Below are 23,358 nucleotides of genomic sequence, written 5' to 3' on the forward strand. Positions count from 1 at the left end.
GGCCGACGGCCATCTCCGCCGCGCACGTTCGTCTGTACGTACCTCCGCCCGCGCACCGCCGTACCGCGCACCGCCGCACCATCGGACGCTCGCACCTTGGCGTACCGCCCTCGCACCTGCACACCCCTCACGCTCTCGTGCACCGCTCTCGCTCGCTGCCGCTCCGGGGAGGCGACGGATGAAGGAGTCGCCGGACCGGGCCGCGGGCCGGGCCATGGACAGGGCCACGGACCGGGCCGTGCAGCGGTCGGGCGGTGCGGATTCTCGTGGACGGACGGGGGGACTGGCACCGCACGCCGTGCAGCGGCTGCAAGGCGCGGCCGGCAACGCGGCGGTGGCACGCCTGGTGGCCCAGCGCTACACGGCGCCGGTGAAGACGTCCGCGGCCCAGGCCCCCGGATTCCGCCGGGTGAAGGCGGACGTCGCGGCGAAGAAGACCCGGCTGTCCGTACATGCCCCGGCCGCCGCCGAGTCGAAGTCCGCGCAGGACGCGGCGGTCGCGCCCCCCGACGACAAGGAGGCGCAGGGGAAGGCCGCGAACGCCGAGAAGATGAACGCGGCGAAGCCGGGGGAGTTCGACAAGGAAGCGTTCGTCGCCGCCGTCGACAAGGCGATCGAGGCACAGGCGCCGAAGAACCTCGACGAGGCCGACAAGTTCGCCGACTCCGGCAAGGCCGACAAGGTCAAGGGCGAGGTCGACGGCAAGGTCTCCGACGGCAAGGACGCGTCCGCCAAAGACATCGACACGGCGACCAAGGCCGCGCCGGACACCTCGGCGGCCAAGGACAAGCCGGTCACCCCGATGACCCCGGACCACCCGCCGGGCAACCCGGGCGCGCCGTCGGCCGCCGACGCGATCCCGGCCAAGCAGCCGGCCTCGGTGACCGACTTCTCCCAGGGGCCGGCCGGCAACGACAAGGCGATGGCGGACGCCGATGTCACCGAAGAGCAGCTGGCCAGGGGCAACGAGCCGGCATTCGACCACGCCCTGAAGGAGAAGAAGACGGCGGAGGCCGACTCCGCGAAGGCCCCTGCCAAGGGCAGGGCGGCCGAGGACCGGCAACTCGCGGAAGCGAAGGCGGGCGCCGCGGCCTCGGGCACCAAGGCGGTCAGCGCGCTCGCCGCCACCCGTACGGCGGCGGGTAAGTCCGTCGACGGGGGCAAGGGCGAGACGAAGTCGAAGGACGAGAAGAGGCGGGCCGCCGTCACGGCGAAGCTCCAGAACGTCTTCGACACGACGAAGCGAGACGTCGAGAAAATCCTCGGCGACCTCGACAAGAAGGTCGACGTCGCCTTCGCGAAGGGGGAGAAGGGCGCCCGGGACGCGTTCATGGCGGACCAGAAAGCCCGGATGAAGACGTACAAGGACAAGCGGTATTCGGGGTTCTGGGGCAAGGGCCGGTGGTTGAAGGACAAGTTCGCCGGTCTGCCGGAGGAGGCCAACCAGCTCTATCAGAAGTCGCGCGAGTTGTACGTGGCCCGGATGCGGACGGTCATCTCGTCCATCGCCGACCTGATCGGTGTCGAGCTGGGCAAGGCCAAGGCACGGATCGCCAAGGGGCGGACGGAGCTGAAGGCGGAGGTCGACAAACTCCCCGCCGATCTCCGGCAGTACGGCGAGGAAGCGGCGAAGGATTTCGCCGGGAAGTTCGAGGACCTGGAAGCCACCATCGACGAGAAGTCGGAGCAACTCGTCCAGGACTTGGCAAATTTTTATACGGCCGCCCTCAAGAAAATCGACGAGGAGATCACGAAGCTCCAGGAGGCCAACAAGGGCATCATGGCCAAGGCGAAGGACGCGATCGTAGGCGCCGTCAAGACGATCAACGAGCTGAAGAACCTGCTGCTCGGCATCCTGGCCAAGGCCGCCTCGGCGATCGTGAAGATCATCAAGGACCCGATCGGCTTCCTCGGCAAACTGGTCAAGGCGGTCGGCGGCGGCCTGCACCTCTTCATCACCAACGTCGCCGACCACCTGAAGAAGGGCCTGGTCTCCTGGCTCCTGGGCACCGCGCCCCAGGCCGGCCTCGACATCCCCCAGAAGTTCGACATCAAGGGCATCATCCGGATGCTCGCGTCCCTCCTCGGTCTGACCTGGGAGAGCATCCGCGTCCGCATCACCCGCAAGGGAGTCCCCGAACAGGCGCTGAGCGCCGTCGAATCCTCCGTTCCCATAGCGGGGAAGCTGGCCCGGGAGGGCCCGGCGGGCGCGGTCAAGGAGATCGAGGAGGAGGCGGGCGACCTCAAGTCCACGATCCTGTCGAAGCTGACCGAGTATCTGGTCCCCACGGTGGTCGTCGCGGGCATCACCTGGATCCTGTCGCTCCTCAACCCCGCCTCGGCCTTCGTCCGCGCGGTCAAGGGCATCATCGACATCGTCACGTTCATCGTGAACCAAGGCGCCCAGATCGTGGAGTTCGTCAACGCCGTCCTGGACGCGGTCGTCCAGATCGCGAACGGCGGCCAGGCCGGCGTCCCCAAGATGGTCGAGACGGCGCTCGCCGCGAGCATCCCCCTCCTCATCGGCTTCCTCGCCTCCCTGCTGGGCATCGGCAGCCTGGCGAACAAGGTCAAGTCGGTCTTCCACACGGTCTCCCGCCCGGTCAACCGCGCCATCGACAAGATCGTGGGCTTCATCGTCCAGAAGGGCAAAGCCCTCTGGCAGAAGCTCAAGGGAAAGAAGGGCGAGAAGAGCGGGAAGAACGGGAAGAAGGGTGGGAAGGATGGAGAGCGCGAGGCAGATTCCCTGGAAGCAAAGAATGAGCGCCTCGGAAAGGCGATGGCCGCAGCCGTCCGAGCCATGGACAAATATGCCGGCAAGCCAGTGGCGTCCGCAGTTCTGCGCCCCGTTCTGGCGGCGATCCGGACACGGTACCGACTGAAAGAGTTGGTGTCTGTTCCGGACGGAGAGCGGTGGGCCGTTCGGGGGCGAATCAACCCCGAGAGAACAGAGGTTACGCCAGCCCTTCACCCTCGACACGAGATGGTGAAGCGGTATCTCCCCTTGTACGGAAATCGATTCATCATCGAACCCTCGCATTCGCGTTGGCTCTCTCGGCAGATCAACAGGACGAAGCTGTATGAGGATGACGTTCTGAGGGAGACGGTGGGTTCGGCGCGTGAATATCTGAGGAACCCGCAAACCGTCAAGGCCGTGTACGAGGCCCATTTTGATGGGGAGCAGAATTTCCCGAGCAAAGGGAACTCCTACAAGGAGAAGGTGTTCAGCAAGGGATCCGTGTTCCGGGAAGCTCTTCTGAAAGCGCTTGGTGAAGGGCGGGCGGTCGACGTTCTGCGTGCGAAGGGGCTGGAGAAGTCAGGGCAAGACCAGGAGGCAAGGGGCCGACTGGAGGCGATGAACTTCCTGTGGGATGGCGATCTCTACGGGGCGTTCAAGCCCTTCCCGGACGGGAAGACCGACCCGGATCCCGACTTGAAGGCTGCCGTTCTCGCATCAAGGCGAGGCACCCTCCGTCCGCTGCTCGCCTTTCTTCACAACATGGTCGAGTTCGGAGAATCGGGTGATAGGTCCAGCCCTGACGGCCCGGTGATCGATTGGTCTCGGTTCAACGAATTATGGAGAACTCACAGCGATTCGGTCAACTGGCTCAAGGATCGTTTCCGGGATCTTGATTCGGGGAAGCATGAATGGATCCCTACGAACTACCTGAGAGAAGTACTCGAGGCGGCCATCGGTGAAAAGAACCGCGGCAATCTCGATGAAGGCCTCAAGTGGGTGTACCTGCATCACACTCTTCGGTCGTCCACTAATACGGTCCTGTGGAGGATTGTCGGACCCGGGGGCGGAAAGGTGGACCCTGGCGGGCATGTCGGTTCGTTCTATGAGGCGTACAAGAACAAGAAGGGGGAGACGAAGTACAAGTCCACGCTCACCAACGGAACTGGCGACTTCCATGACGAGCTTCGATCCATATTCAACGCCAATAGGGATGCCGGGCCTGAACGGTTCCTTTCAGCGCTTCAGGGGAAGCTGTCGGATCTCGTCTGGGACGGAGATGTGAGCGGTCTGCCGATGGTGATTCAAGAATCCCCCATCGGTGCCCTCTACCATCTCCCCAGCGGGGAGAAAAAGGAAATGACCGTAGCGGAGTTGGGGGAGCAGCAGCGAGAGAATTACAGGACTATCCTGAATGATTTTCGGAATGGCTCGCGCAGTGTCGGATCCTGAAAGGTGAAGAAATTGCTTGACTCCGCCATCGAATCGGCAGTATCGCGACGGATCGGAGACCCCTCCGGATGGAACGAGGGTCTGCTGTCCACGATTGAAGTGTTGCATGTCGCGCACGTCAGAGATCTTCAGGGTCTTAGTATTCTCCCGGAGTTGAGGTCACTCATCCTTGTGGGGTGTGAGATTGTGACAGTCTCTTCTCTTCCATTTTTTGAAAAGCTTGGATCTCTAGAAATCGAGGACAGCTCGCTGGAGAGCCTGGAGGGCGTCGGAAAATTTTCCCTGCACACGCTGGGGGTGCGACGGAATTTTCTCCAGGAGATCGGTCCTGTATCTGGTATCGAGAATCTCGAGCAGCTTGATGTGACGGGGAATCCGCTGAGTGAAGAGACGGTTCGGGTGATTCTTCCCGAGCTGCGGGCTCGTGGTGTTCATGTGAAAAGTTCGGGTGAGATGGAAATCGGCCTCACGCGTAGATTGCATGCGATTGGTCTCCCGTTCTCCTACTATCGGTCCAGTATGGGCTATCAGCTCAGTCGCCCGGGGCTGGCGTTGACGGCGAACCCGGAAGGGGATCACCCATTCGTCCAACCTGAGGAGCTGGAATCCCTGATCGCACGCTCTCCAGGCGAGGTGGCAGCACTGTTCGAGGACGAGGGCCGTCTGTGGCCGCCACAGGTCTGACTACAGAGGGGTGAAGGGGCTGCCGCTGTCTCGCGCCAGCAGCTTGGCGTAAGGCCCGAACTCCGAAGCCAGCGTCAGCCGCCCCAGCTTCTGGTACTCCCGCTGCACCGCGTGGATGAGCATCGGCATCGTCAGCGGTCCGCCCGCCTCCGCCGCCAGGTAAGCCGACGTCACCGCGATCGAGCGGATGTTGCCGCCGGACAGTTCGAAGGCCTCGGCGCAGAAGTCCAGGTCGAGGCCGGCCGCCCGGGGGAGGTGGGGGCCCAGTGTCCGGTCCCACAGTAGGCGGCGCTGGGCGGGGTCCGGGACCGGGAAGTCGATGACGAGGTCGAGGCGGCGGGTGAAGGCGTCGTCCAGGTTGGCGCGGAGGTTGGTGGCCAGGATGGCGAGGCCGTCGAAGGACTCCATGCGCTGGAGCAGATAGGCCGACTCGACGTTCGCGTAGCGGTCGTGCGCGTCCTTCACGTCGGACCGCTTGCCGAAGATGGCGTCCGCCTCGTCGAAGAGAAGGACGCCGTTCACCCCCGCCGCCTCCGAGAAGATCCGCTCCAGGTTCTTCTCGGTCTCGCCCACGTACTTGTCGATGACCGTCGCCAGGTCGACCGTGTACAGATCGAGCCCCAGGTCCGCCGCGACGACCTCCGCCGACATCGTCTTGCCCGTACCGGAGTCACCGGCGAACAGAGCGGCGACCCCCCGCCCCCGACCGCCGCCCGGGCGCATCGACCAGGCGCCGAGGACATGGTCGCGGTGCCTGGCGCGGGCGGTCAGCTCGCGGAGCTGGACCGCGGTGTCCGGCGGGAGGACCAAGTCGTCCCAGCCGACGGCCGGTTCGATACGGCGGGCCAGCCGGTCCAGCCCCGCCGCGTTCTGGGCGCGGGCACCCTGCCGGACGTGCTCGGCGGTCACCGGGCCGGACTCCAGCCGCGCCGACTGCACCGCCGCCCGCGCCGACCGCACGATCTGTTCCGGGGTGAGCAGGAACGGGGAGAGCAGGGAAGGGAGGTCCAGGTCGACGGGCACACCCGCGCTCGCCCGCCACGACTCCGCCCGCGCCTCCGGGCCCACCCGGGGCGCCCGGACCAGCAGCGGCGGCCGGCCCGACCACGCCGCGTCCCACGGCACCCGGCCCACCAGCGCCACCGGGACCGGCACGTCCGTGACCATCCGCAGCAGGCCCGCCCGCTCCCGCGCCACCGCGTCGACCGGCGCGCACACCAGCCCCGCGCCCGTCAGCCGCGCCTCCCGCACCAGGCACCGCACCGCCTCCGCCGGCGCCGGGTCCTCCGCGAGCCGCGTCAGGTCGACACCGAGGACCGCCCGCCCCGCCGCCTCCAGTGCCGCCGCGGCCAGCGCCGTGCCCGCGCCCCCCTGCTCCTCCCGCAGGTACACCAGGCCCGTCGTCTCGTCGGCGAGCAGCCGGGCCAGCGGCGCCGGGTCGCCCACCCCTCGTACGGCCTCCCACGGCGCCCGTACGTCCGCCAGCCGCGCGTCCGGGGCGTCGTCGCGCAGCAGGAACGCGGTGACCCGGTCCGGGACCCGGAGCGCCCGCCCCAGGAAAGGCCGTTCGCGGTCCTCCACCAGCAGCAGGCCGCCCGCGCGCAGCGGTGCCCGCTCGCCCAGCCGCGCCCGGGACTCGCGGTCCGCGTGCGGCACCCCGCACAGTCCGAGCGCCAGCCCGATCGTCGGCCGGCGCCGGGTCACGTCGTCGTTGAGGTAGCCGTAGAACGCCTCGAACCGGTCGTCCAAATCCGGCAGCAGCGCGACCAGCAGGATCTCCACGTCCAGGGCCGAAAGCGAGAACTCCCGTACCAGTGAACCGAGTCGGGACTCCGGTCCAGGTGCGGCAAGCGGGTGGACGCCGGGGAAGGTGCGGTGCCCGTCCAGCAGTCGGTCCACCGCCTCGTCCGTCAGGTACAGGCCGCGGAAGGCGTCGTCCGGATCCGGATCCACCTCCCGGCGCGCGTCCACCGCCCGCCGGACCCGCACCTCCATCTCCCGTGCCAGAGAAAGTAGTTCGTCCGTCACGCGCCTGCCCCACCGGACGAGCCTGCCCCACCAGCCGGGCCTTCCGTGCCCGGCCTGCCGGACCTGGCGTCCCCACCCGCCGAGCCCGTCCGCCCCGTCCCCTCCGCCCCGCCGAACTCCCCGAAGCGCACCCCGAGCCCCTCCTCGCCCACCGGCGGCCCGACCACATACCTCGGCGACGCCGTCACCGGCACGCTCACCACCAGGTCGAGCGACGGCTTCAACTCCCCACCCAGCGCGCTCCATACATCGGCGAACGACCGGTCCTCCGGCGGCGGCAGCGCGATCGACATCGGTACGGCCGTGCCGATCTCCGCGAGGGTGCCCGTGAGCCGCGCCGGCGGCAGCGCCTCGAAGCGGAGCAGACACGCCAGGAGTGAGGAGAGCAGCCGGTGTTCGTCCTCCGGGCGCTTGGTCCAGGCGGTGATCAGATACGAGAGTTTGAAGTAGCGCGGCGGCCGGCGCCGGGCCACGATCACGCCCCGCTCGTCGTACTCGTTGTGCAGTCCGCGCTCGCGCCGCCGCATGTCCTCGCGAATGTCGTACAAGTACAGGTTCACCGTCGGCGCGTTGACCTTCGCCGCCCACTCGCGCGTCGGCGCGTCGAAGACCACCGCCACCTGCGCGCCCTCCAGCACCTCGGCGCGGATCAGGGCCCGCAGGACGTCGTCCACCTCGTGGATCACGCGCCCGTCACCCCCGTCCCGCGAAGTCCGGTGGCTGCAAAGCGCGTTGGACGACGAGTACGGGCTTGGCGAGCCGCTTCAGCCCCCGCACCTCGGCGCGCAGGTCGCGCGGTCCCAGCCGGTCCTTGCGCAGGACGAGGACCTGCGACTCGAAACGGCCGTCCCGGCCCGCCGACAGAGGGGCGCTGTCCGCGGTCAGGCCCACCGACCAGGTGAGGCGCACGCGTTCGCCCGGCGGGAAGTCGATGCCCCGCACGATCACGGGCTCGCCCGGCCGTACGACCCGGGGGGTGACCTCCAGGCGGGGCTGGAGCACCCGCAGCGACGCGGTCGCGGTGTTGTCACCCGGATCGGGGTCGGTGGGCAGGCCGTGTACGGAGACCCGTACCGTGCCCGCCGTCGCCGCCCGGTACGTGGCCGTCTGCGTCACGACCACCCGGCCGCCCGGCGGGATCAGACACGGCGCGGCGGCGGTGCACCGGCCGGTCCGGGACAGGGTCCGGCGCGCGGAGTCCGCCGGCCCCGGCCAGGAGGCCGCAGTGAGGACGGCGCGCGCGGGGTCAGGGCCGGCGTTGGTGAGCGTGTAGCGGGCGGTGACCTCGCGGCCCGTGTACGTACGGGACGGGGAGATCGTGACGGACACGGCCACGTCGGCGGAGGGCGGCACCGGCGGCGGCAGCACCGTGAACACGGCCGTGTCCCGGCCGGTGTTGCCCGCCGCGTCGGTCGCCTCGCACGTCACCGTGGTCGTGCCGACCGGGAAGAGCGAGCCGGACGCGGGCGTGCACGAGGGTGTCAGCGGGCCGTCCTGGGCGTCCACGGCCGTCGCCGTGTAGGAGACCCGGGCCCCCGACGCGTCGGTCCCGCGCGCCGTGCGGTCGTCGACGGTGACGACCGGAGCGGAGACGTCGTTGACGGTGATCGCGATCCGCTGCCGGTACGCGGGGTCGTCGGCCGCCGTCGCCGAGACGCCCGGCGTGTCGGGGGCGCGGGTCCCGAGCAGGAACTGCACCGTGCACGTCAGAGTGGCGCCCTGCGGCGCGTCCGGTGCGACGGCGACGGTCTCGGCGAAGGCGGCGGTCTGTCCGCTGGTCACATCGCGGGTGGGCGGGTCGAGGGTCACCGAGAGACCCGGGTCGCAGTCGTCCATCCGGTAGCCGACCCGGGTGGGCAGATTGCCGAGCCCTTCGACGATCGCCTCCGCCACCCCGCTCGGATCGATCGAGGAGAGCATGGTGCCGCCGGTGGCCTCGATGATCCGGGTGGCCTGTCCGGGATCGGTCCGCGGATCCTCGATCTGGTCGGGGTCGCCCGCGTACCCGGTGCCGTCCAGACCGTCGCCGATCGTGGTGGCCACATCGACACCGACGACGCGCGCGTTCTTGTCCCGGAGCGCGTTGATGGTGTCGCCGATGCTGTGGTCGAGGCTGGGGTTGTGGCTGGAGGCGTCGCTGACGAGGACGACGACGGGGCTGGACCCCTCACGGAAGACGGTCTGCCCGCCGGCCCCGTTCGCGATCTGCCACAGGCCGTTGATCCAGTCCTCCGACGGACCCATGCTGCCGTTGCCGAGTTTGATGTCGAGCGCGTTCACCCCCGTGCGCAGCAGGGTGTCGTCCTGGGTGAGCGGCGCGGTGACCTTGAAGCCCGCTCCCGGGTCGACCTCCTGGTCGCCGAAGGTCGCCACCGCGAACCGGGCGTCCGGCTGCGCCGAACGCACCTTGCCGATGATGTCGGGCAGCCCCTGGCGTACGTCCGTGATGACCTCGTTCATGCTCCGCGTCCCGTCCACGAGGAGCACCACCTCGGGCCGCGGCGGCACCGCGGGGGTCAGGACCCGCTTGTCGACGGCGAGGGACTCTCCCGGGTCAAGCGCCCGGCTCACGCTGGCCGGTGTGACCGGCGGTTCCGGCTCCGCCACCGACAGTGCCGTCGCGGGCGTGCTCGCCGGTATCGTGCCCGCGGCGAGCAGCAGCAGGGCGGCGAGGGCGGTCCGCACCGGCCCCTTGGCCCCCCTGGACCCCCTGGACCCGCCGGCCGGCGACTGGAACCAACGCACGGAACAACCCCCTCGCCCCAGACGGTCTTCGGCCCGAGGATCCCGTACCCGGCCGGGACCGTCCCGTACGGCGAGTCCTCCACGGGGGAAGGGTCGGGTGCCCCAACGGGCAGCCGCACACGGCTCCTTGAAGAAGTGGCCGAAGTGGCCGAAGTAGTGACGGCAACGGGAGCAGCGGCGACAGCGGTGGCGCCGCCCGTGCCGCCCGTAACCCCGTCAGATCAACCCCTGCCGCATCGCGTACGCCACCGCGTGCGAGCGATTGCGCAACTGCAGCCGGGTGATGACCGCGTGCAGCACGTTCTTGATCGTGCGCTCCGAGTACGACAGCTTCGCCGCGATGTCCGCCGTGTCGTAGCCCTCCGCCACCAGCCGCAGCACGTCCACCTCGCGCGCCGCGAGACCGGTGAAGTGCAGCCCGTGCGGCCCGAGGACCTGGCCCTGGAGCCGCCCGACCTCCTCCAGGAGCCGTCCCACCAAGTCGGAGGGCAGATGCCCGGCGCCCTTCGCGACCGTGCGGATCACCTGCACCAGATGTTCCGGCGTCGCCTCCGCGCGCCGGATCACCCCGGCCACCCCGCACTCCGCCGCGCTCACCAGCCGCTGCTCGTCGATGTCGGTCGTCACCAGGACGGCCCTCGTCGAGCTGGTCCGCCGGATGTGCCGCAGCAGCCGCAGCACCTCCTCGTCGACCGTGTCCACGACGAGGACGACGACCTCGGGCGCCGGATCGGCCGTCTCGCTCCATTCGGTGACCGCGATCTCCGGGCGGGCCCGCAGCTGACTCGTCACTCCGGCCTGCGAGATGGGGTCCTGGGCCCGCAGCGCCACAGCCGTTCGTTCCATGCTCGTGCTCCCCCGGTGGAGGCGACCGCCGCGCGCATGCTGATGGGGTGTCACATCGGGTCGGAATGCGACACCGGGCAGGCAAACCCGTCACGGCCGCCGGCGTTCAGAACAGTGGAAGTCGTCGACAACGCCGGTCTCCTGCGTCGTTCGGCGGTCTGGAGATGCCCTGCCCCATCCGCAGCAAACGCCACTCGCGGTTTCGGGCACCGAATCTGCCCGAATGTGTTCCTTCTCTGGCGATGCCGTGGAGCGGCCCGGATCCTACGGTGCGCCCATGAGTCTTACGGCCAGCCTCGACGCGACCTCCGTCACCGCCGTACCAGGCGAAGAGACGCGCCTGCCCCTCCAACTCCGCAACTCCGGCTCCACCGTGGAGGAATACCGCTTCGAGGTGGCCGGGGCCGCTGCCGCCTGGACCATAGTCGAACCGGCGACCCTCTCCCTCTACCCCGGCGACAGCGGGACCGTCTCCGTCGCCTTCCGCCCGCCCCGCGACTCGACCGTGCCCGCCGGGGAGTTCCCCTTCGGCGTCCGCGTCGTCCCCACCAGCGACCACGCCGAACCCGTCGTTCCCGAAGGCCGGGTGACGGTCGCGCCGTTCACCGAGATCACCGCCGAACTGGTGCCGCGCGGCTCGCACGGTGTACGCCGCGGTGCCCACAAGATCGCGGTCGACAACCGGGGCAACGCCCCGCTCACCGTGGGCCTTACCGCCCGCTCCGGCAGCGAACGCACCCGGATCGTCTTCGACCGCCCCGAACTGAGCGTCGAGCCGGGCCGCGCCGCGTTCGCCGGACTGCGCGTCAGGCCCGGCCGGCTCCTGTGGCGCGGCACCCCGGTCACCCACACCTTCCAGGCGGTTGTCCAGGCACCCGCGCCTGAAGGCGAGGAACCGCCCGCCCCGGTCCTCCTCGACGGCTCCTACCAGCAGGAAGCGATCCTGCCGCGCTGGCTGCCCCGGGCCCTGATCCTCGCCTGCGTCCTCGCCCTCGCGCTCGTCGGCCTCTGGTACGGGCTGCTGCGCCCCGCCGTGAAGTCCGCCGCCCGCGAGGCCATCACCCCGGAGGCCATCGCCTCCGCCGCCACGCCCCAGCCCGGCAAGAACGGCGGACAGAGCGGCGGACAGAGCACGGGGCAGACCGGCGGCGCGGGCGCTGCGGGCGCTACGGGCGGCGCGGGGCAGACCGGGGGCGCGGGCGGCGGCGGAGCGTCGGCGGGCCCGGGGGCGAAGCCCTCCGCCTCCGCCGGCGCCGCCGGGGCGCTCCCGGCGCCCGCGCCGACCAACGCCGAGGTACAGGTCAAGGACGGCGTCGGCGGTGGGGCGAGCAGCGACACGGCGCTCACCGTGCCCGCCGGGAAGACCTTCCAGCTGACCGACATCGTGGTCCAGAACCCGCAGGGCGACGCCGGAACCGTCGTCGTCACCGTCAACCGCGGCGCCCGTGTCCTCAGCCTCGCCCTGGAGAACTTCCGTGACTCCGACTACCACTTCGTCACCCCGATCATGGTGCCCGCCGGCGGCCGGGTGACCATGACCGTCGACTGCCGCAAGGTGGGCCGACCGGTCAACGCCCCCGCGCCCGACCGCTGTTCCGAGTCCCTGTTCGTCGGCGGCACGATGCAGGACGTCAAGCCCTGACCTTCCGGGGGCGGTTCACGAGGGCGGCGCCTCCTCCTCGTCCTCGGCACCGCCTTCCGCCGCCCGCTGAACGAACGAACCCTGCACATCGGCCGGTTGCTCGTCCTCGTCCTCCGTCGCCGCCCGCTGGACGGCGGGGACGGCGGGGACGGCGGGGGCGGCGGACACCGGCGCGGGGCCGGAAGCCGCCGCACCCTGATCGGGCGCGGCGGCGGAATCCGGTACGGCGGCGGAATCCTGTACGGGGGCCGGATCGGCCGTCACCCGCTCCGCGTTGGCGACGGCCTCCTGCTCGAAGCGGTCCGATGGATCGCTCACCCGGATCCCGCCCGGCGCCTCGGTGCCGTCGACCGGCCCGTCGCGCTGCTGGATCACATGGGTCAGCTCGTGCGCCAGCGTCGTCCGCCCCTGCGGCGACGCCGGATCGTACGCGTCCCGCTGGAACACCACATCGCTGCCGACCGTGTACGCGTGCGCCCCGATGCCCTTGGCGGACGCGTCGGCCGCCGCGTCGGTGTGGATCCGTACGTCGGAGAAGTCGGCGCCCATCCGCGCCTCCATGTCCCCCCGGGTGTCCGCGTCGAGCGGCCGTCCGCCGCCCGAGGCCAGCACGTCGTGCACGGGCGACCGCGCGCCCCGCGTTCCGGCCGGCTCGGCGCCTTCGGCGCCCTCGGTCTCCTCCGCGGCGGTGGCACGGCTGCGCTGCACCAGGGCGCCGACCGCCCCGTTGCCCGCGGCACGCTGGAGTACGCCGAGGCCGGACGCCCCGACGACATCCGTACGGCCCGCTGCGGCGGCCTCGAAGAGCCGGGCGGTCCTGGGCCCGTCGTCGCGGGTGCCGCCGGTGTCGAGGTCCCCGTCCGGCCCCCGGCCGGCGTCGCGCTCCCGCTCGGCCTGGAGGCCGTGGCCCGGGTCGTGGCCGTGCTGCCCGTGGTCGTACTGCTCGTGCTCGTGATCGTGGTGCTCGTGATCGTGGTCGTGCGGGTGGTCCTGGTCGTACGCGCTCATCGTCGGCTCCCCGAGGGTGACGGACGGCACTCCGGGCGGCTGCGCGGCCACCCCGCACCCCAGCCTGGCCACCCGGCCGGTGCCCCGTCCAGCCCGGCCCCCGACCGCCGGGTGCACGAAGCGCTGCCCGTTCGGGCAGGCCGGGGCGGGGTGCGGCGGGAGGCGCCCCGGCCTGTACGCCTCCGGACCGGACGTTCCCGTCCGGTCCGGTCCGGCCCCGCCCGGGCATTCCCCCGGCCGACGGGTCGGGGCGGCAGGAGGCCAGGACGTCAGGGCGTGAGGACGCCAGGGCGTCAGGAGGCCAGGATCACCAGCTGCCGGGTGGCCCGGGTCATCGCCACATAGCGGTCCACCGCGCCCGCGACCCCCGTGCCGAACCGCTCCGGCTCGACCAGGACGACCAGATCGAACTCCAGTCCCTTGGCCAGCCTCGGGCTCAGCGACCGGACCCGGGGCCGCTCACGGAATTCCGGAGCGCCGATGACACAGGCGACCCCCTCGGCATGCTCGGCCAGCCAGCCGTCGAGGACCGACTCCAGGTCCGCCACCGGACCGCGGAGCACAGGAATGCCCGAGGCGCGCACCGACGCCGGCACGTTCGCGTCCGGCAGCGCGGCCCGGATGACCGGCTCGGCCTCGGCCATCACCTCTTCCGGAGTGCGGTAGTTGATGCTCAGCGACGTCTGCTCGATCCGGTCGAAGCCGAGCCGCTCCAGCCGCTCCCGCCACGACTCCGTGAAACCCTGCCGGGCCTGGGCGCGGTCGCCGACGATGGTGAAGCTGCGGGACGGGCAGCGCCGCATCAGCATCTGCCACTCCGCGTCGGTGAGTTCCTGTGCCTCGTCCACCACGATGTGTCCGAACGGCCCGTCCAGCGGCCGCAGTCGGTCGCTCGTGAGGGCCGCCTGGTCGATCAGGCTCTCCTGGAGGTCCCGGCCGTGCAGCATGGTCACCGCACCCTCGCCGTCGGGGTCGGCCCGCACGATCTCGTCGATGACCCGCGCCACCCGGGCGCGTTCGGCCGCGGCCTCCGCCTCGCGCAGCCGCTGCCGCCGCGACGCCTTGGGGTCGCCGAGCCGCTGCCGGGCCGCGTCGAGGAACGGCAGGTCGGACACCGTCCACGCCTGCGGGTCTGTGCGCTGGAGCGCACGGACCTCCTCCGGGGCGAGCCAGGGCGCGCACAGCCGCAGATAGGCGGGCACCGACCACAGATCGCCGACCAGATCGGCGGCCTCCAGCAGCGGCCAGGCCCGGTCGAACGTGCCGACCAGCGCCCTGTCATGCAGCAGCGCCCGCCGCAGCAGAGCCTCCGGAACGCCGCCCTCGGCCTCGTCCTCGCCGTCCTCGGAGCCGTCGTACGGGCGGTCGGCGGCGCGGGCGTCCAGCTTGTCCCGCAGGATCGCGACCAGCTCGTCCCAGATCCGGCCCCGGGCCTCGTTGTGCGGCGTGCCGGGATCGGGGGCGTCGAACGCCTCGGCCCAGTCCCAGGCCGCCAGCGTCACCGCGCCCCACGGGGTGGTGACCGTCATGTCCTCGCCCGGCGGCTCCTCGTAGAAGCGGACGGCCTTCTCGATGCCGCGCACCAGCTCCGGCGACGCCTTCAGCCGGGCCACCTCCGGGTCGGACTCGGGCACCGCCACCGCGCCCTCGGCGACGAGGTCCCGCACCGTGCAGGTGCGCACCCCGTCCTCGCCGAGACCGGGCAGGACATCGGAGACGTACGCCAGATACGGCTGGTGCGGGCCGACGAACAGCACACCGCCGCGCCGCTGCCCGAGCCGCGGATCGGCGTGCAGGAGGTACGCCGAGCGGTGCAGGGCGACGACGGTCTTGCCCGTGCCGGGGCCGCCGTCCACCACCAGCGCACCGCGCGAACCGGCCCGGATGATCGCGTCCTGATCGGCCTGGATGGTGGCGAGCACGTCCCGCATCCGCTCCGAGCGATTGCCGCCGAGGCTCGCGATGAACGCGGACTGGTCGTCGAGCGCCGCGTGCCCGTCGAGCCCGTCGGCGGTGAACACCTCGTCCCAGTAGTCGCCGACCAGGCCGCCGCTCCAGCGGTACCGGCGGCGGCTGGCCAGCCCCATCGGCCGGGCGTGGGTCGCCGCGAAGAACGGCTCGGCGGCCGGGGCGCGCCAGTCGAGCAGCAGCCGCCGCCCGGTGCTGTCGGTGAGCCCGATCCGCCCGACGTACACCGTGCCGGAACCGTCGGCGGGAACCATCCGGCCCAGGCACAGATCCAGCCCGAAACGGTGCAGCGTACGCAGCCGCGCGGTCAGCCGGTGGATCTCCTGGTCGCGCTCCAGGGCCTCCCGCCCGGCCCCGCCGGGCGCCTTGCGCAGCAGGTCGAGGCGGTCGGACACCTCGGCGACGCTCTCGTCCAGACAGGACGCGAGGGCCGTGAAATGACGCTCGTCGTCGCCGATCAGCGCCGGGTCGGCCTTGGGGGACAGCTGGTCGGACAGGGCGAAGGAAGTGGTGACAGGCAAGGGGGAAACTCCCGTGATCCGCAGGTCGGGCCTCGGCGTGCGATTCTGCGGGACGAGGGGGGCCTTGCGGCAAGGCCCCCCTCATGCTATACGTTGAGCACGGCGAGAGGTGAGGGCACCTGCTCGCCTTTCGTTTGCCCGGGTACTTCCCCAGAGCTTCCCGGGGACGGACGAGGGCGGCGTGGAAAACGCCTGGCCCAGGCCCCCCGGTCCCCGGATCATGGCCGGATGACCCCGGCCGTATCGACCGCCTCTGCGGCGGACACCCTCCAGGACCGTGCCGTCCTGTGGAGCATCGGCGAGATCCGCTCCGGCGACCTCGTCGACGCCGCCTGCGACGCGCTCGTCGCCGGACTCGACAGTCCCGCCCTGCGTGCCCTCGCCGCCTGTACCCGTGGCGAAGCCGACTACGACGTCCCGGACCTGCTTCCCCCGGCACTGGAGGAACTGGGTCTCGCCTTCCACCCCAGGGACAGTCTCTCCGGGCGGGAAGCCGCCGTACGGGCCCTGGCCACCCGGATGCTCGCCGGCGAGTTCAGCCCCGATGAACTGGCGTTTCGCGTCCACCGGCTCTGCGGTCATGGGCTGCCCCTGGCCCGTCGGCTCGCCGAGCTGAACGACCGCTACGGCTGGATCGAGTACGGCGATGCCGCGCCGGCGGAGCTCGACGCCGCCGTCGTCGCCGAAGCCCGCCGGCTCGTCCACCGGCCTCCTGTTCCCGCCGGGGAGGCGCCCGCCGGGGAGGAGCCGGCTGGGGAGGCGCCCACCGGCCCGGCACCCACCGCCCCGGCACCTGCCTGACGAGGGCCGGCGGAACCCCCGTCCCTCCCACTCCAGCGGAACCGTCCCTCCCGAGCCCGCGTCCCTCCGTGCGTCCCCACGACCGACGCCGCCGAAGGATCCGCCCATGCCCCGTACGGCCGCCCGCTACCTCTATCTCGCCCGGCACGCCGAGGCGACGCCGGACGAGAGCGGACTGACGGAGGCGGGCCGCCGGCAGGCCGTCCTGCTCGGGGAGCGGCTGCGCGGGGTCCCGCTGGCGGCGGTCCACCACGGGCCGCTCGCCCGCGCCGAGCAGACCGCACGGCTGGTCGGCGAGCAGCTCGACGGCGTACCTCTGCGCCGTTCCGAGGTGGCCGGGGACTACGTCCCGTACACACCGGCGCGGGCAGAGCTGCCGCCGGAAGCGGCCGACGCCCTGCTGGCCTTTCTGGCGCGGGTCCCGGCCGAGGAGAAGGAGCGGGGACCCGGGCTCGCGGCGGCGGCGCTCGCCGCGTTCACGGGGCCCGTCGCCGGAGACGAGCCGCGCCATGAACTGGTCGTCACCCACAACTTCCTCGTCGGCTGGCTCGTCCGGGCCGCGCTCGACGCCCCGCGCTGGCGCTGGATGGGGGTCGACCACGCCAACGCGGCCCTGACCGTGATCCGTTACGCGCCCGGCCGGCCCTCCTCGGTCCTGCTCTTCAACGACTCAGGCCATCTCCCCGCCGAGCTGCGCTGGACGGGATTCCCGCCGGAACTCCACGTCTGACCCGCGAGCGCCCGGCGAGATCCGAAAGAAATCCCTGACACGGAGCCCTTTCCCACCTCAGTTCGAGCAGGCGAGGTGGAGGGTGAGGACGGCCGTCACGAAGTCACGGAAAGGACGATCTTTCCGGTAGTACGGCCGGTCTCGCCCCGCGCATGGGCGCCGGCGGCGTCCTCCAGCGGGAAGACCGCGTCGACGATCACCCGCAGGCGGCCGCCCTCGACCAGCTTGGTGATCTCCCGCAGGCCCTGCCGGTCGGGCTCGACCAGCATGAACTCCGCCCGTACCCCGGCTGCTTCGGCCTCCTTCCAGGGGAAGGTGTCGTCCAGAGGCAGGATCGAGACCAGCCTGCCGCCTGGGCGCAGGGTGCGCAGGGACCGGGCCCAGTTGGCGCCGCCGAGGGTGTCCAGGACGACGTCGACGTCACGGACGGTCTCGGCGAAGTTCCGGGTGCGGTAGTCGATCAGTTCGTCCGCGCCGAGGGAGCGCAGCAGGTCGTGTTTGGCGGCGCCGGCCGTGCCGATCACATGGGCGCCGCGGGCCTTGGCGATCTGGACGGCCAGGTGGCCGACGCCGCCCGCGGCGGCGTGGACGAGGACGCGGTGGCCGGGTCGAACGTCCGCGGTGTCGACGAGGGCCTGCCAGGCGGTGAGCGAGGCCAGCGGCAGGGCGCCCGACTCGATGTGGCTCAGGCCCTCGGGGCGGGGAGCGAAGTGGCGGGTCGGGGCGGTGACGTACTCGGCGTAGGCGCCGGCCGGGTGCGGGAAGTGTGGCATCCCGAAGACCTCGTCGCCCGGCTGGAAGAGGGTCACACCGTCGCCGGTCTCCTCGACCACACCGGAGACGTCGAATCCCAGGGTGAAGGGAAGCCGCGTCCCGTCGGCGAACACCCCTCGCTCCCGGGTTTTCCAGTCGGCCGGGTTCACACCTGCCGCGTGCACCCGGACCAGGATCTCACCCCGGCCCGGCTCCGGGCGCTCGGTCTCGACGACCTTGAGGACGTCGGAGGCTCCGGCGGTGTCCTGGGAGACAGCGCGCATGGTGGGGGCGGTGGTGGTCTGGGGCATGACGACGTTCTCTTTCCGAGTGCTTTTCTTGTGGTCCGTGCCGGTTCTCTCGGGCATGTCGTCAGACTGCCGGGACCCAAGGGCCCCCAGTAGTGGCGTGATGGCCATGGGCTGAAAGGATCCGGCCATGCACCACGTTGGCGTTCTGGCACTGGAAGGCGTCGTACCCTTCGAGCTCGGTATCCCCGCCCGTATCTTCGGGGCCGCCCGCGACCGGGCGGGCAACCCCCTCTACACCGTGACCACATGCAGCCTCGACGGTGGCCCGGTACGGGTCGAAGCCGACTACGGCCTCACCGTCACGCATGACGCCTCCTTGCTGGCCGGCGTGGACACCGTCGTCATCCCGCCCTCCCACGCCCTTGGTGCCATCCGCGAGGAAGGCCGCCTGCCCGCGGCACTGCGCGACGCCCTGGCCGCCATCCGCCCCGGCACCCGGATCGTGGGCATCTGCACCGCCGCCTACGTCCTTGCCGCCGCGGGGCTCCTCGACCACCGTCCCGCCACCACGCACTGGCGCGAAGCGGAGCGCCTCCAGCGGATGTTCACCACCGTCCGCATCGACCCCGACGTACTGTTCGTCGACGACGGCGACGTTCTCACCTCCGCCGGCGTCGCCGCCGGGATCGACCTGTGCCTGCACCTCGTCCGCCGCGACCACGGCAGCCGGATCGCCAACGACGTCGCCCGCTCCTGCGTGGTGCCGCCCTGGCGGGACGGCGGACAGGCCCAGTACATCCAGCGCCCCGTCCCCGACCCGACGGCCACCGGCACCGCCCCCACCCAGGCGTGGGCCATGGAACGCCTCGCCGAATCCCTCACCCTGGCCGACCTGGCCGCACACGCCCACATGAGCGTGCGCACCTTCACGCGCCGCTTCCGGGACGAGACCGGCATCACCCCCGGCCAATGGCTGATCCGCCAACGCGTCGACCTGGCGCGCCGCTACCTGGAGACCACCGACTGGCCCGTCGACCTCGTAGCGCACCGCGCCGGGTTCGGCACCGGCGTCTCCCTGCGCCGGCACCTCCACGCCGTTGTCGGGGTCACCCCGCAGGCATACCGCCGCACCTTCCGCCCTGCCACCACGGCCCCAGCCGTCTGAAGCGAGTACCGGGTCAGATGGCCGTGCCGAACCAGGCGGCGGTCCGTGCTCGCGCAGCCGGAGGACAGGGCGGTGGCCCCGGCACCAGGAGGGTGTCGGGGCCACCTGAGAGAGCCGGCGCCGGAGCGCCGGAAGGTGAATCGACGGGACGTCAGGCGACGGAGCCGAACATGGCCGTTCCGGGCGCCTTGGGGTCGTTGCTGGTCCAGACGTCGCGAGCGGCGCTCACGAACTCCTCGATGCTGACGGACCCGTCACCGTTGAGGTCGATACGGCGGAAGGTCTCGGCGCTGAGCGCCTCGTCGACACCGAAGGCCTGGTAGATCCGCTCCACCTGCGCACGGGTGAGCAGGCCGTCCCCCTCCTCGTCGGCCGCGCGGAACGTCACCTCCGAGACCCGGATCATCTTGTCCACGTACTCGGGATCCTGGTCGAGGCCGCGGGCGGACGCGGCGGTGAACTCCTCACGGGTGATCTGGCCATTGCCTTCGACGTCTGCGGCATGGCGGATGGTCTCCCACCATGCCGCGAAAGTCCCCTGGATCTCGGCGAGCAGGCGCGGCTCCATGTGTTCGCGCAGCGCGCTCATCCGCTGGGCCATGGTCCGGAAGTCGTCGGCGCCGAGGACCCCGTCACGGGAGATGTCGAGAGTGTCGAAGACCCGGTCGATGTTGGACTTCTGTACCTGTCCGAGCACTTGGTGTTCCTTTGCATTCGAGGGTCTTTCTAGAGTCCCGATCTGAATCCGGGATTCCGGATTTCGGGCGGGTCGGTCGGCCTCTGTGTGGGGCGGGGGGAGGAACAGGGATCAGACGGCTTGGTGATCCCGTTGCCGCGGGGTCATCACCACACGGTCGGGGGAGAGCGCGGCGCCGGCGATCTCACGGGGCGCGCGGGCGGAGGCGGATTCCAGCCGCCACCGCTGGGCGAGGGTCGCCACGGTGAGGGCGAGCTGGGTGAGGGCGAAGTGGTCGCCGACGCATTTGTACGGGCCGGTGCTGAAGGGCAGATACGGCGGGCGCGCGGCGTCCGCGGGCCGGTCGCCGCCGTGGCCGCACGGGGCAGTGCCGGACTCTTCGTGCTCACGGCCGGGCAGGAACTCGGCCGGCCGGGGATAGATCGCCGGATCCCGGTGCAGCGTGGCCGGGCTGAACAGCAGCTCGGCCCCGGCGGGCAGCAGCGCCGTACCGAGTCTGACCGGGGCGGTGGGGCGGCGTGTCAGCATCCACGCCGGGCTGTGCAGCCGCAGCGTCTCGCGGACGACGCTGCGGGTGTACGGCAGGGACGGCAGGTCGTCGAAACCGGCGGGCCGGCCACCGAGCGCCGTGTCGACCTCGGCGAGGAGGCGGGTGCGCACCTCGGGATGGACCGCGAGTTCGTGGTGCAGCCAGGTGAGCGTGGTGGCCACCGTCTCGATGCCCGCCGTCATGAAGGTCATGGTCTCGTCGCGCAGTTGGGTGGCGCTCAGCGGCCGGCCGCTCTCGGGGTCCCGCGAGCCGACGAGCAGGGACAGCAGATCGCCCCGCTCGCGGCCACCCCGCCCGCCCTGCCGTCCCTCGCCTCCCGCCTCGCCTGCCTCGCCCGCCTTCCCGGACTCCCTCACCGGGCCCCGGGCCGCGATCTGTTCGCGCACCAGCCCGTCGACCAGCGTGCGCAGCCCGTGCTGGGCCGCGTCGAAGCGCCGGTTGGCCGGGATCGGCAGCCGGTCGAGCCAGCCCGCGGGGGTGACGACCTTGCGGCCCATGCCCCGGACGAACACCGGGAGCCAGCGCTGGATCCGGGCGATCCGCTCGCTGCCGATCTCGCCGCCGAACAGCACACGCGCCACGACCTCGCTGGTCAGCGCGTACATCTCGGCGCCGACATCGATCGGCCGCCCCTCGGTCCAGCCCGCGCAGCGGGTGGCGGCGACCTCCCGCATGACCTCGGCGTACGTCTTCAGCCGGTCCCGGTGGAAGGCGGGCTGGACGACCCGGCGGCGGCGCCGGTGGCCGGGGCCGTCGATGGTGAAGAGGCTGTCCCCCTGGTAGGGGCGGAACCGCTCGTTGAAGGTGCCCTTGCGGTACGTCTCCACGTCCGCGGCCAGCACCTGCCGGACCAGGGCGGGGGAGTTGAGCACGTACACCTGCGCCGGTCCGATCCGGACCCGGACGATGTCGCCGTACGCGCGGATCGACTGCAACAGGCCGACGGGGTCGCGCAGCAGCGGGAGGGCGTGACCGAGCAGCGGCAGGGCGCCCGGCGCGGTGGGGACGGGCGTGCCCTTCGCCACCGCGCCCGGTGACGGGGCCGCGTCCGGTGGCCCGTCCGGGGTGGCGGTCACCGGGCCTCCTCCATGGCGGCCGTCCCGTCCTCGCGCACGCTGCCGGTAGCGGTACCGGAGCCTTCGTCGGCAGTGCCGGAGGCGGAAGCGTCCGTGCCCGTGGCCGAACCGGCCCGAGGACAAGTCCCGTCCCCGGCAGCGGCCTTGGCCACGGCCCCCGCTCCCGCCCCGTCCCCGGCTCTGCTTTCGCGCCCGGTCTCGGCTGCGGGGCGGGCCCGCACCCGCAGCCGCAGGTTGCGCGGCTCGATGATGCTGCGGCCGCTGATCGTCACCGGGGTCGCGTCCTCGGGGGTGAGCCGCCAGTCGGCGAGCATGGTGGCGAGCGCCAGGGTGATGTTGTTGACGGAGAAGTCCCGGCCGACGCACTTACGGAAGCCGGTGCCGAACGGGATCATCGTCAGGGCCCGTTCGGCCTTCACCCAGCTCTGCGGGTCGCCGCTCCACCGCTCGGGGTCGAAGCGCTCCGGGTCGGGGAACAGGTCGGGGCGGTGGTGGAGAAGGTACGGGCTGATCAGGATGTCCGCGCCGGCCGGGACGCGATGGCCGCCCAGCTCGGTGTCGTGGATCGTGGTCCGGCTGAACAGCCAGGCCGCCGGGGTGATCCGGAAGCTCTCGGTGACGACATGGGACAGGGTCGTGAGCCGGGACAGTTGCTCGTGGCGCGTGGTGGCCCCGCCGCGGACGGCCCGTGCCTCGGCGGCGACGGCCGCGTCCAGCTCGGGGTGGACCGCGAGATGGTGCAGGGACCAGGAGAGCATGGCCGCCGTGGTGCCGATGCCCGCGATGAACATCGTCATCACCTGCTCCCGCACCTCGGTGTCGGTGAGGGACGCGCCCTCCTCGTCCGGGGTGAGGAGCATCGACAGCAGGTCGCCCCGGTCGCGGCCGTCGCTCCGGTACGCGGCGATGGTGGCGTCGATCCGCGCGTAGAACGAGCGGCGCGCCTTCTCGTAGCGGCGGTTGGTGGGCAGCAGCGGCACATGCCGGATGCCGGGCGCGACCATCCGCAGGAACGCCCCGCTCACCAGGGTGTCCACATCGCGCAGGGTGTCCCGGATCCGTTCCTCGGCCCCCGTGCCGCCCATCGCCGGTGCGCCCTCGCCCGCCGTCCCCGCACCGCCGACAGCCCCCGCGCCCTCGGCGCTGGCCTCGGCACCGCCGTCCGCGGTGTCCTCCTCGCTGAACCAGGAGGCGAACATGGTCGACACGGTGATGCGCAGCGCGAGTTCCTGCATCACCCGGTACACGTCGAGGACCTCGCCCTCGCGCCAGGCCGCCGTGACCGCCTCGATCTCCCGGCCGGCCAGCTCCGCGTAGTCGACCAACTTGTGCGGGTGGAAGGCGGGTTGGGTGAAGCGGCGGAGCCGGGGGTGCTTGGCGTGCGGGCAGGTGGCGAGTCCGTCGCCGAAGAAGACGGCGATGTTCTCGAAGAAGGGGCCGCCCTTGTCGAACTCCTGCCGTCCGGTGAGCAGGACCGGGGCGACCAGTTCGGGGGTGCAGACCACGTACGTACGGCGCGGTCCGAGCCGGATCTCCACCAGATCGCCGTGCGCGGGAAGGGAGTTCAGGAACCCGGTGGGGTCGGTGAGGAGTTGTCGCAGATGCCCCAGGAGCGGCAGGGCGCCGGGCACCTTCGGGATCGCGGGGGCGGCCCCTCCTCCGGAGGCCGCCGCGGTGGTGGTGTCGGTCGTCGTCGCCATGTCC

The 23,358-nt window shown here is 71.5% G+C and carries 16 protein-coding genes; 6 read left to right on the forward strand and 10 right to left on the reverse strand.

All coding sequences use genetic code 11. The features are described from left to right. Nucleotides 1-178: 178 nt before the first annotated feature. Both ABZ990_RS19470 and ABZ990_RS19475 read left to right on the forward strand, forming a co-directional pair. Nucleotides 179-4,189, forward strand: a complete 4,011-nt coding sequence (locus ABZ990_RS19470) for a hypothetical protein (protein WP_361232646.1) — start codon at nt 179-181, stop codon at nt 4,187-4,189. Nucleotides 4,190-4,192: 3 nt separating this feature from the next. Further along, a complete protein-coding gene (locus ABZ990_RS19475; protein WP_361232649.1) occupies nt 4,193-4,873 on the forward strand; it encodes a hypothetical protein in 681 nt (226 codons plus the stop codon). Here ABZ990_RS19475 and ABZ990_RS19480 read toward each other — a convergent pair whose 3' ends face one another. From ABZ990_RS19480 to ABZ990_RS19495, 4 genes are all read right to left on the reverse strand, one after another. Next, nucleotides 4,874-6,868, reverse strand: coding sequence for an AAA family ATPase (locus ABZ990_RS19480; RefSeq protein WP_361232792.1), 1,995 nt, complete (start codon nt 6,866-6,868; stop codon nt 4,874-4,876). It lies immediately after the preceding gene. Nucleotides 6,869-6,897: 29 nt separating this feature from the next. Further along, on the reverse strand, nt 6,898-7,587 hold the full coding sequence (locus ABZ990_RS19485; protein WP_361232652.1) for a DUF4255 domain-containing protein: 690 nt from the start codon (nt 7,585-7,587) through the stop codon (nt 6,898-6,900). Between the two features lie 7 nt (nt 7,588-7,594). Next, nucleotides 7,595-9,586, reverse strand: a complete 1,992-nt coding sequence (locus ABZ990_RS19490; protein WP_361232655.1) for an HYR domain-containing protein — start codon at nt 9,584-9,586, stop codon at nt 7,595-7,597. Nucleotides 9,587-9,862: 276 nt separating this feature from the next. After that, entirely contained in the window at nt 9,863-10,492 is a 630-nt protein-coding gene (locus ABZ990_RS19495; protein WP_361232658.1) for a response regulator transcription factor, read from the reverse strand. Between the two features lie 277 nt (nt 10,493-10,769). On the opposite strand from ABZ990_RS19495, the gene ABZ990_RS19500 reads away from it, so the two are divergent. Next, nucleotides 10,770-12,134 carry a hypothetical protein gene (locus tag ABZ990_RS19500; protein WP_361232661.1) on the forward strand — a complete coding sequence of 455 codons (1,365 nt, stop codon included), beginning with the start codon at nt 10,770-10,772 and terminating at the stop codon, nt 12,132-12,134. A gap of 15 nt (nt 12,135-12,149) precedes the next feature. Here the strand turns inward: ABZ990_RS19500 and ABZ990_RS19505 are convergent, their stop codons facing one another. Together ABZ990_RS19505 and helR are read right to left on the reverse strand one after the other, a co-directional pair. After that, the gene (locus ABZ990_RS19505) at nt 12,150-13,142 is read right to left on the reverse strand and encodes a DUF4157 domain-containing protein (protein WP_361232663.1); all 993 of its coding nucleotides are present in this window, start codon (nt 13,140-13,142) and stop codon (nt 12,150-12,152) included. A gap of 293 nt (nt 13,143-13,435) precedes the next feature. Then, nucleotides 13,436-15,631, reverse strand: coding sequence for an RNA polymerase recycling motor ATPase HelR (helR, locus tag ABZ990_RS19510; RefSeq protein WP_361232666.1), 2,196 nt, complete (start codon nt 15,629-15,631; stop codon nt 13,436-13,438). Nucleotides 15,632-15,859: 228 nt separating this feature from the next. On the opposite strand from helR, the gene ABZ990_RS19515 reads away from it, so the two are divergent. Beyond that, on the forward strand, nt 15,860-16,432 hold the full coding sequence (locus ABZ990_RS19515; protein WP_361232668.1) for a hypothetical protein: 573 nt from the start codon (nt 15,860-15,862) through the stop codon (nt 16,430-16,432). A 106-nt stretch (nt 16,433-16,538) separates the two neighbouring features. Continuing rightward, nucleotides 16,539-17,162 (forward strand): histidine phosphatase family protein, encoded by a 624-nt coding sequence (locus ABZ990_RS19520; protein WP_361232671.1) that lies wholly within the window; start codon nt 16,539-16,541, stop codon nt 17,160-17,162. Nucleotides 17,163-17,257: 95 nt separating this feature from the next. Here ABZ990_RS19520 and ABZ990_RS19525 read toward each other — a convergent pair whose 3' ends face one another. Next, complete coding sequence (locus ABZ990_RS19525; RefSeq protein WP_361232674.1) at nt 17,258-18,226, reverse strand: NADP-dependent oxidoreductase; 969 nt, start codon at nt 18,224-18,226, stop codon at nt 17,258-17,260. Nucleotides 18,227-18,353: 127 nt separating this feature from the next. Here ABZ990_RS19525 and ABZ990_RS19530 point away from each other — a divergent pair, with 127 nt between their 5' ends. After that, nucleotides 18,354-19,331 (forward strand): helix-turn-helix domain-containing protein, encoded by a 978-nt coding sequence (locus ABZ990_RS19530; RefSeq protein ID WP_361232677.1) that lies wholly within the window; start codon nt 18,354-18,356, stop codon nt 19,329-19,331. A 151-nt stretch (nt 19,332-19,482) separates the two neighbouring features. Here ABZ990_RS19530 and ABZ990_RS19535 read toward each other — a convergent pair whose 3' ends face one another. From ABZ990_RS19535 to ABZ990_RS19545, 3 genes are all read right to left on the reverse strand, one after another. Next, nucleotides 19,483-20,028: an EF-hand domain-containing protein gene (locus tag ABZ990_RS19535; RefSeq protein ID WP_361232680.1), complete on the reverse strand. Its 546-nt coding sequence runs from the start codon at nt 20,026-20,028 to the stop codon at nt 19,483-19,485. 111 nt (nt 20,029-20,139) lie between these two features. Beyond that, complete coding sequence (locus ABZ990_RS19540) at nt 20,140-21,654, reverse strand: cytochrome P450 (RefSeq protein ID WP_361232683.1); 1,515 nt, start codon at nt 21,652-21,654, stop codon at nt 20,140-20,142. Continuing rightward, on the reverse strand, nt 21,651-23,354 hold the full coding sequence (locus ABZ990_RS19545; protein WP_361232686.1) for a cytochrome P450: 1,704 nt from the start codon (nt 23,352-23,354) through the stop codon (nt 21,651-21,653). The genes ABZ990_RS19540 and ABZ990_RS19545 overlap by 4 nt, the downstream gene beginning before the upstream one ends. Between the last annotated feature and the right edge of the window lie 4 nt (nt 23,355-23,358).

Source organism: Streptomyces sp. NPDC046203 (genome assembly GCF_040646255.1).
Classification (GTDB): domain Bacteria; phylum Actinomycetota; class Actinomycetes; order Streptomycetales; family Streptomycetaceae; genus Streptomyces.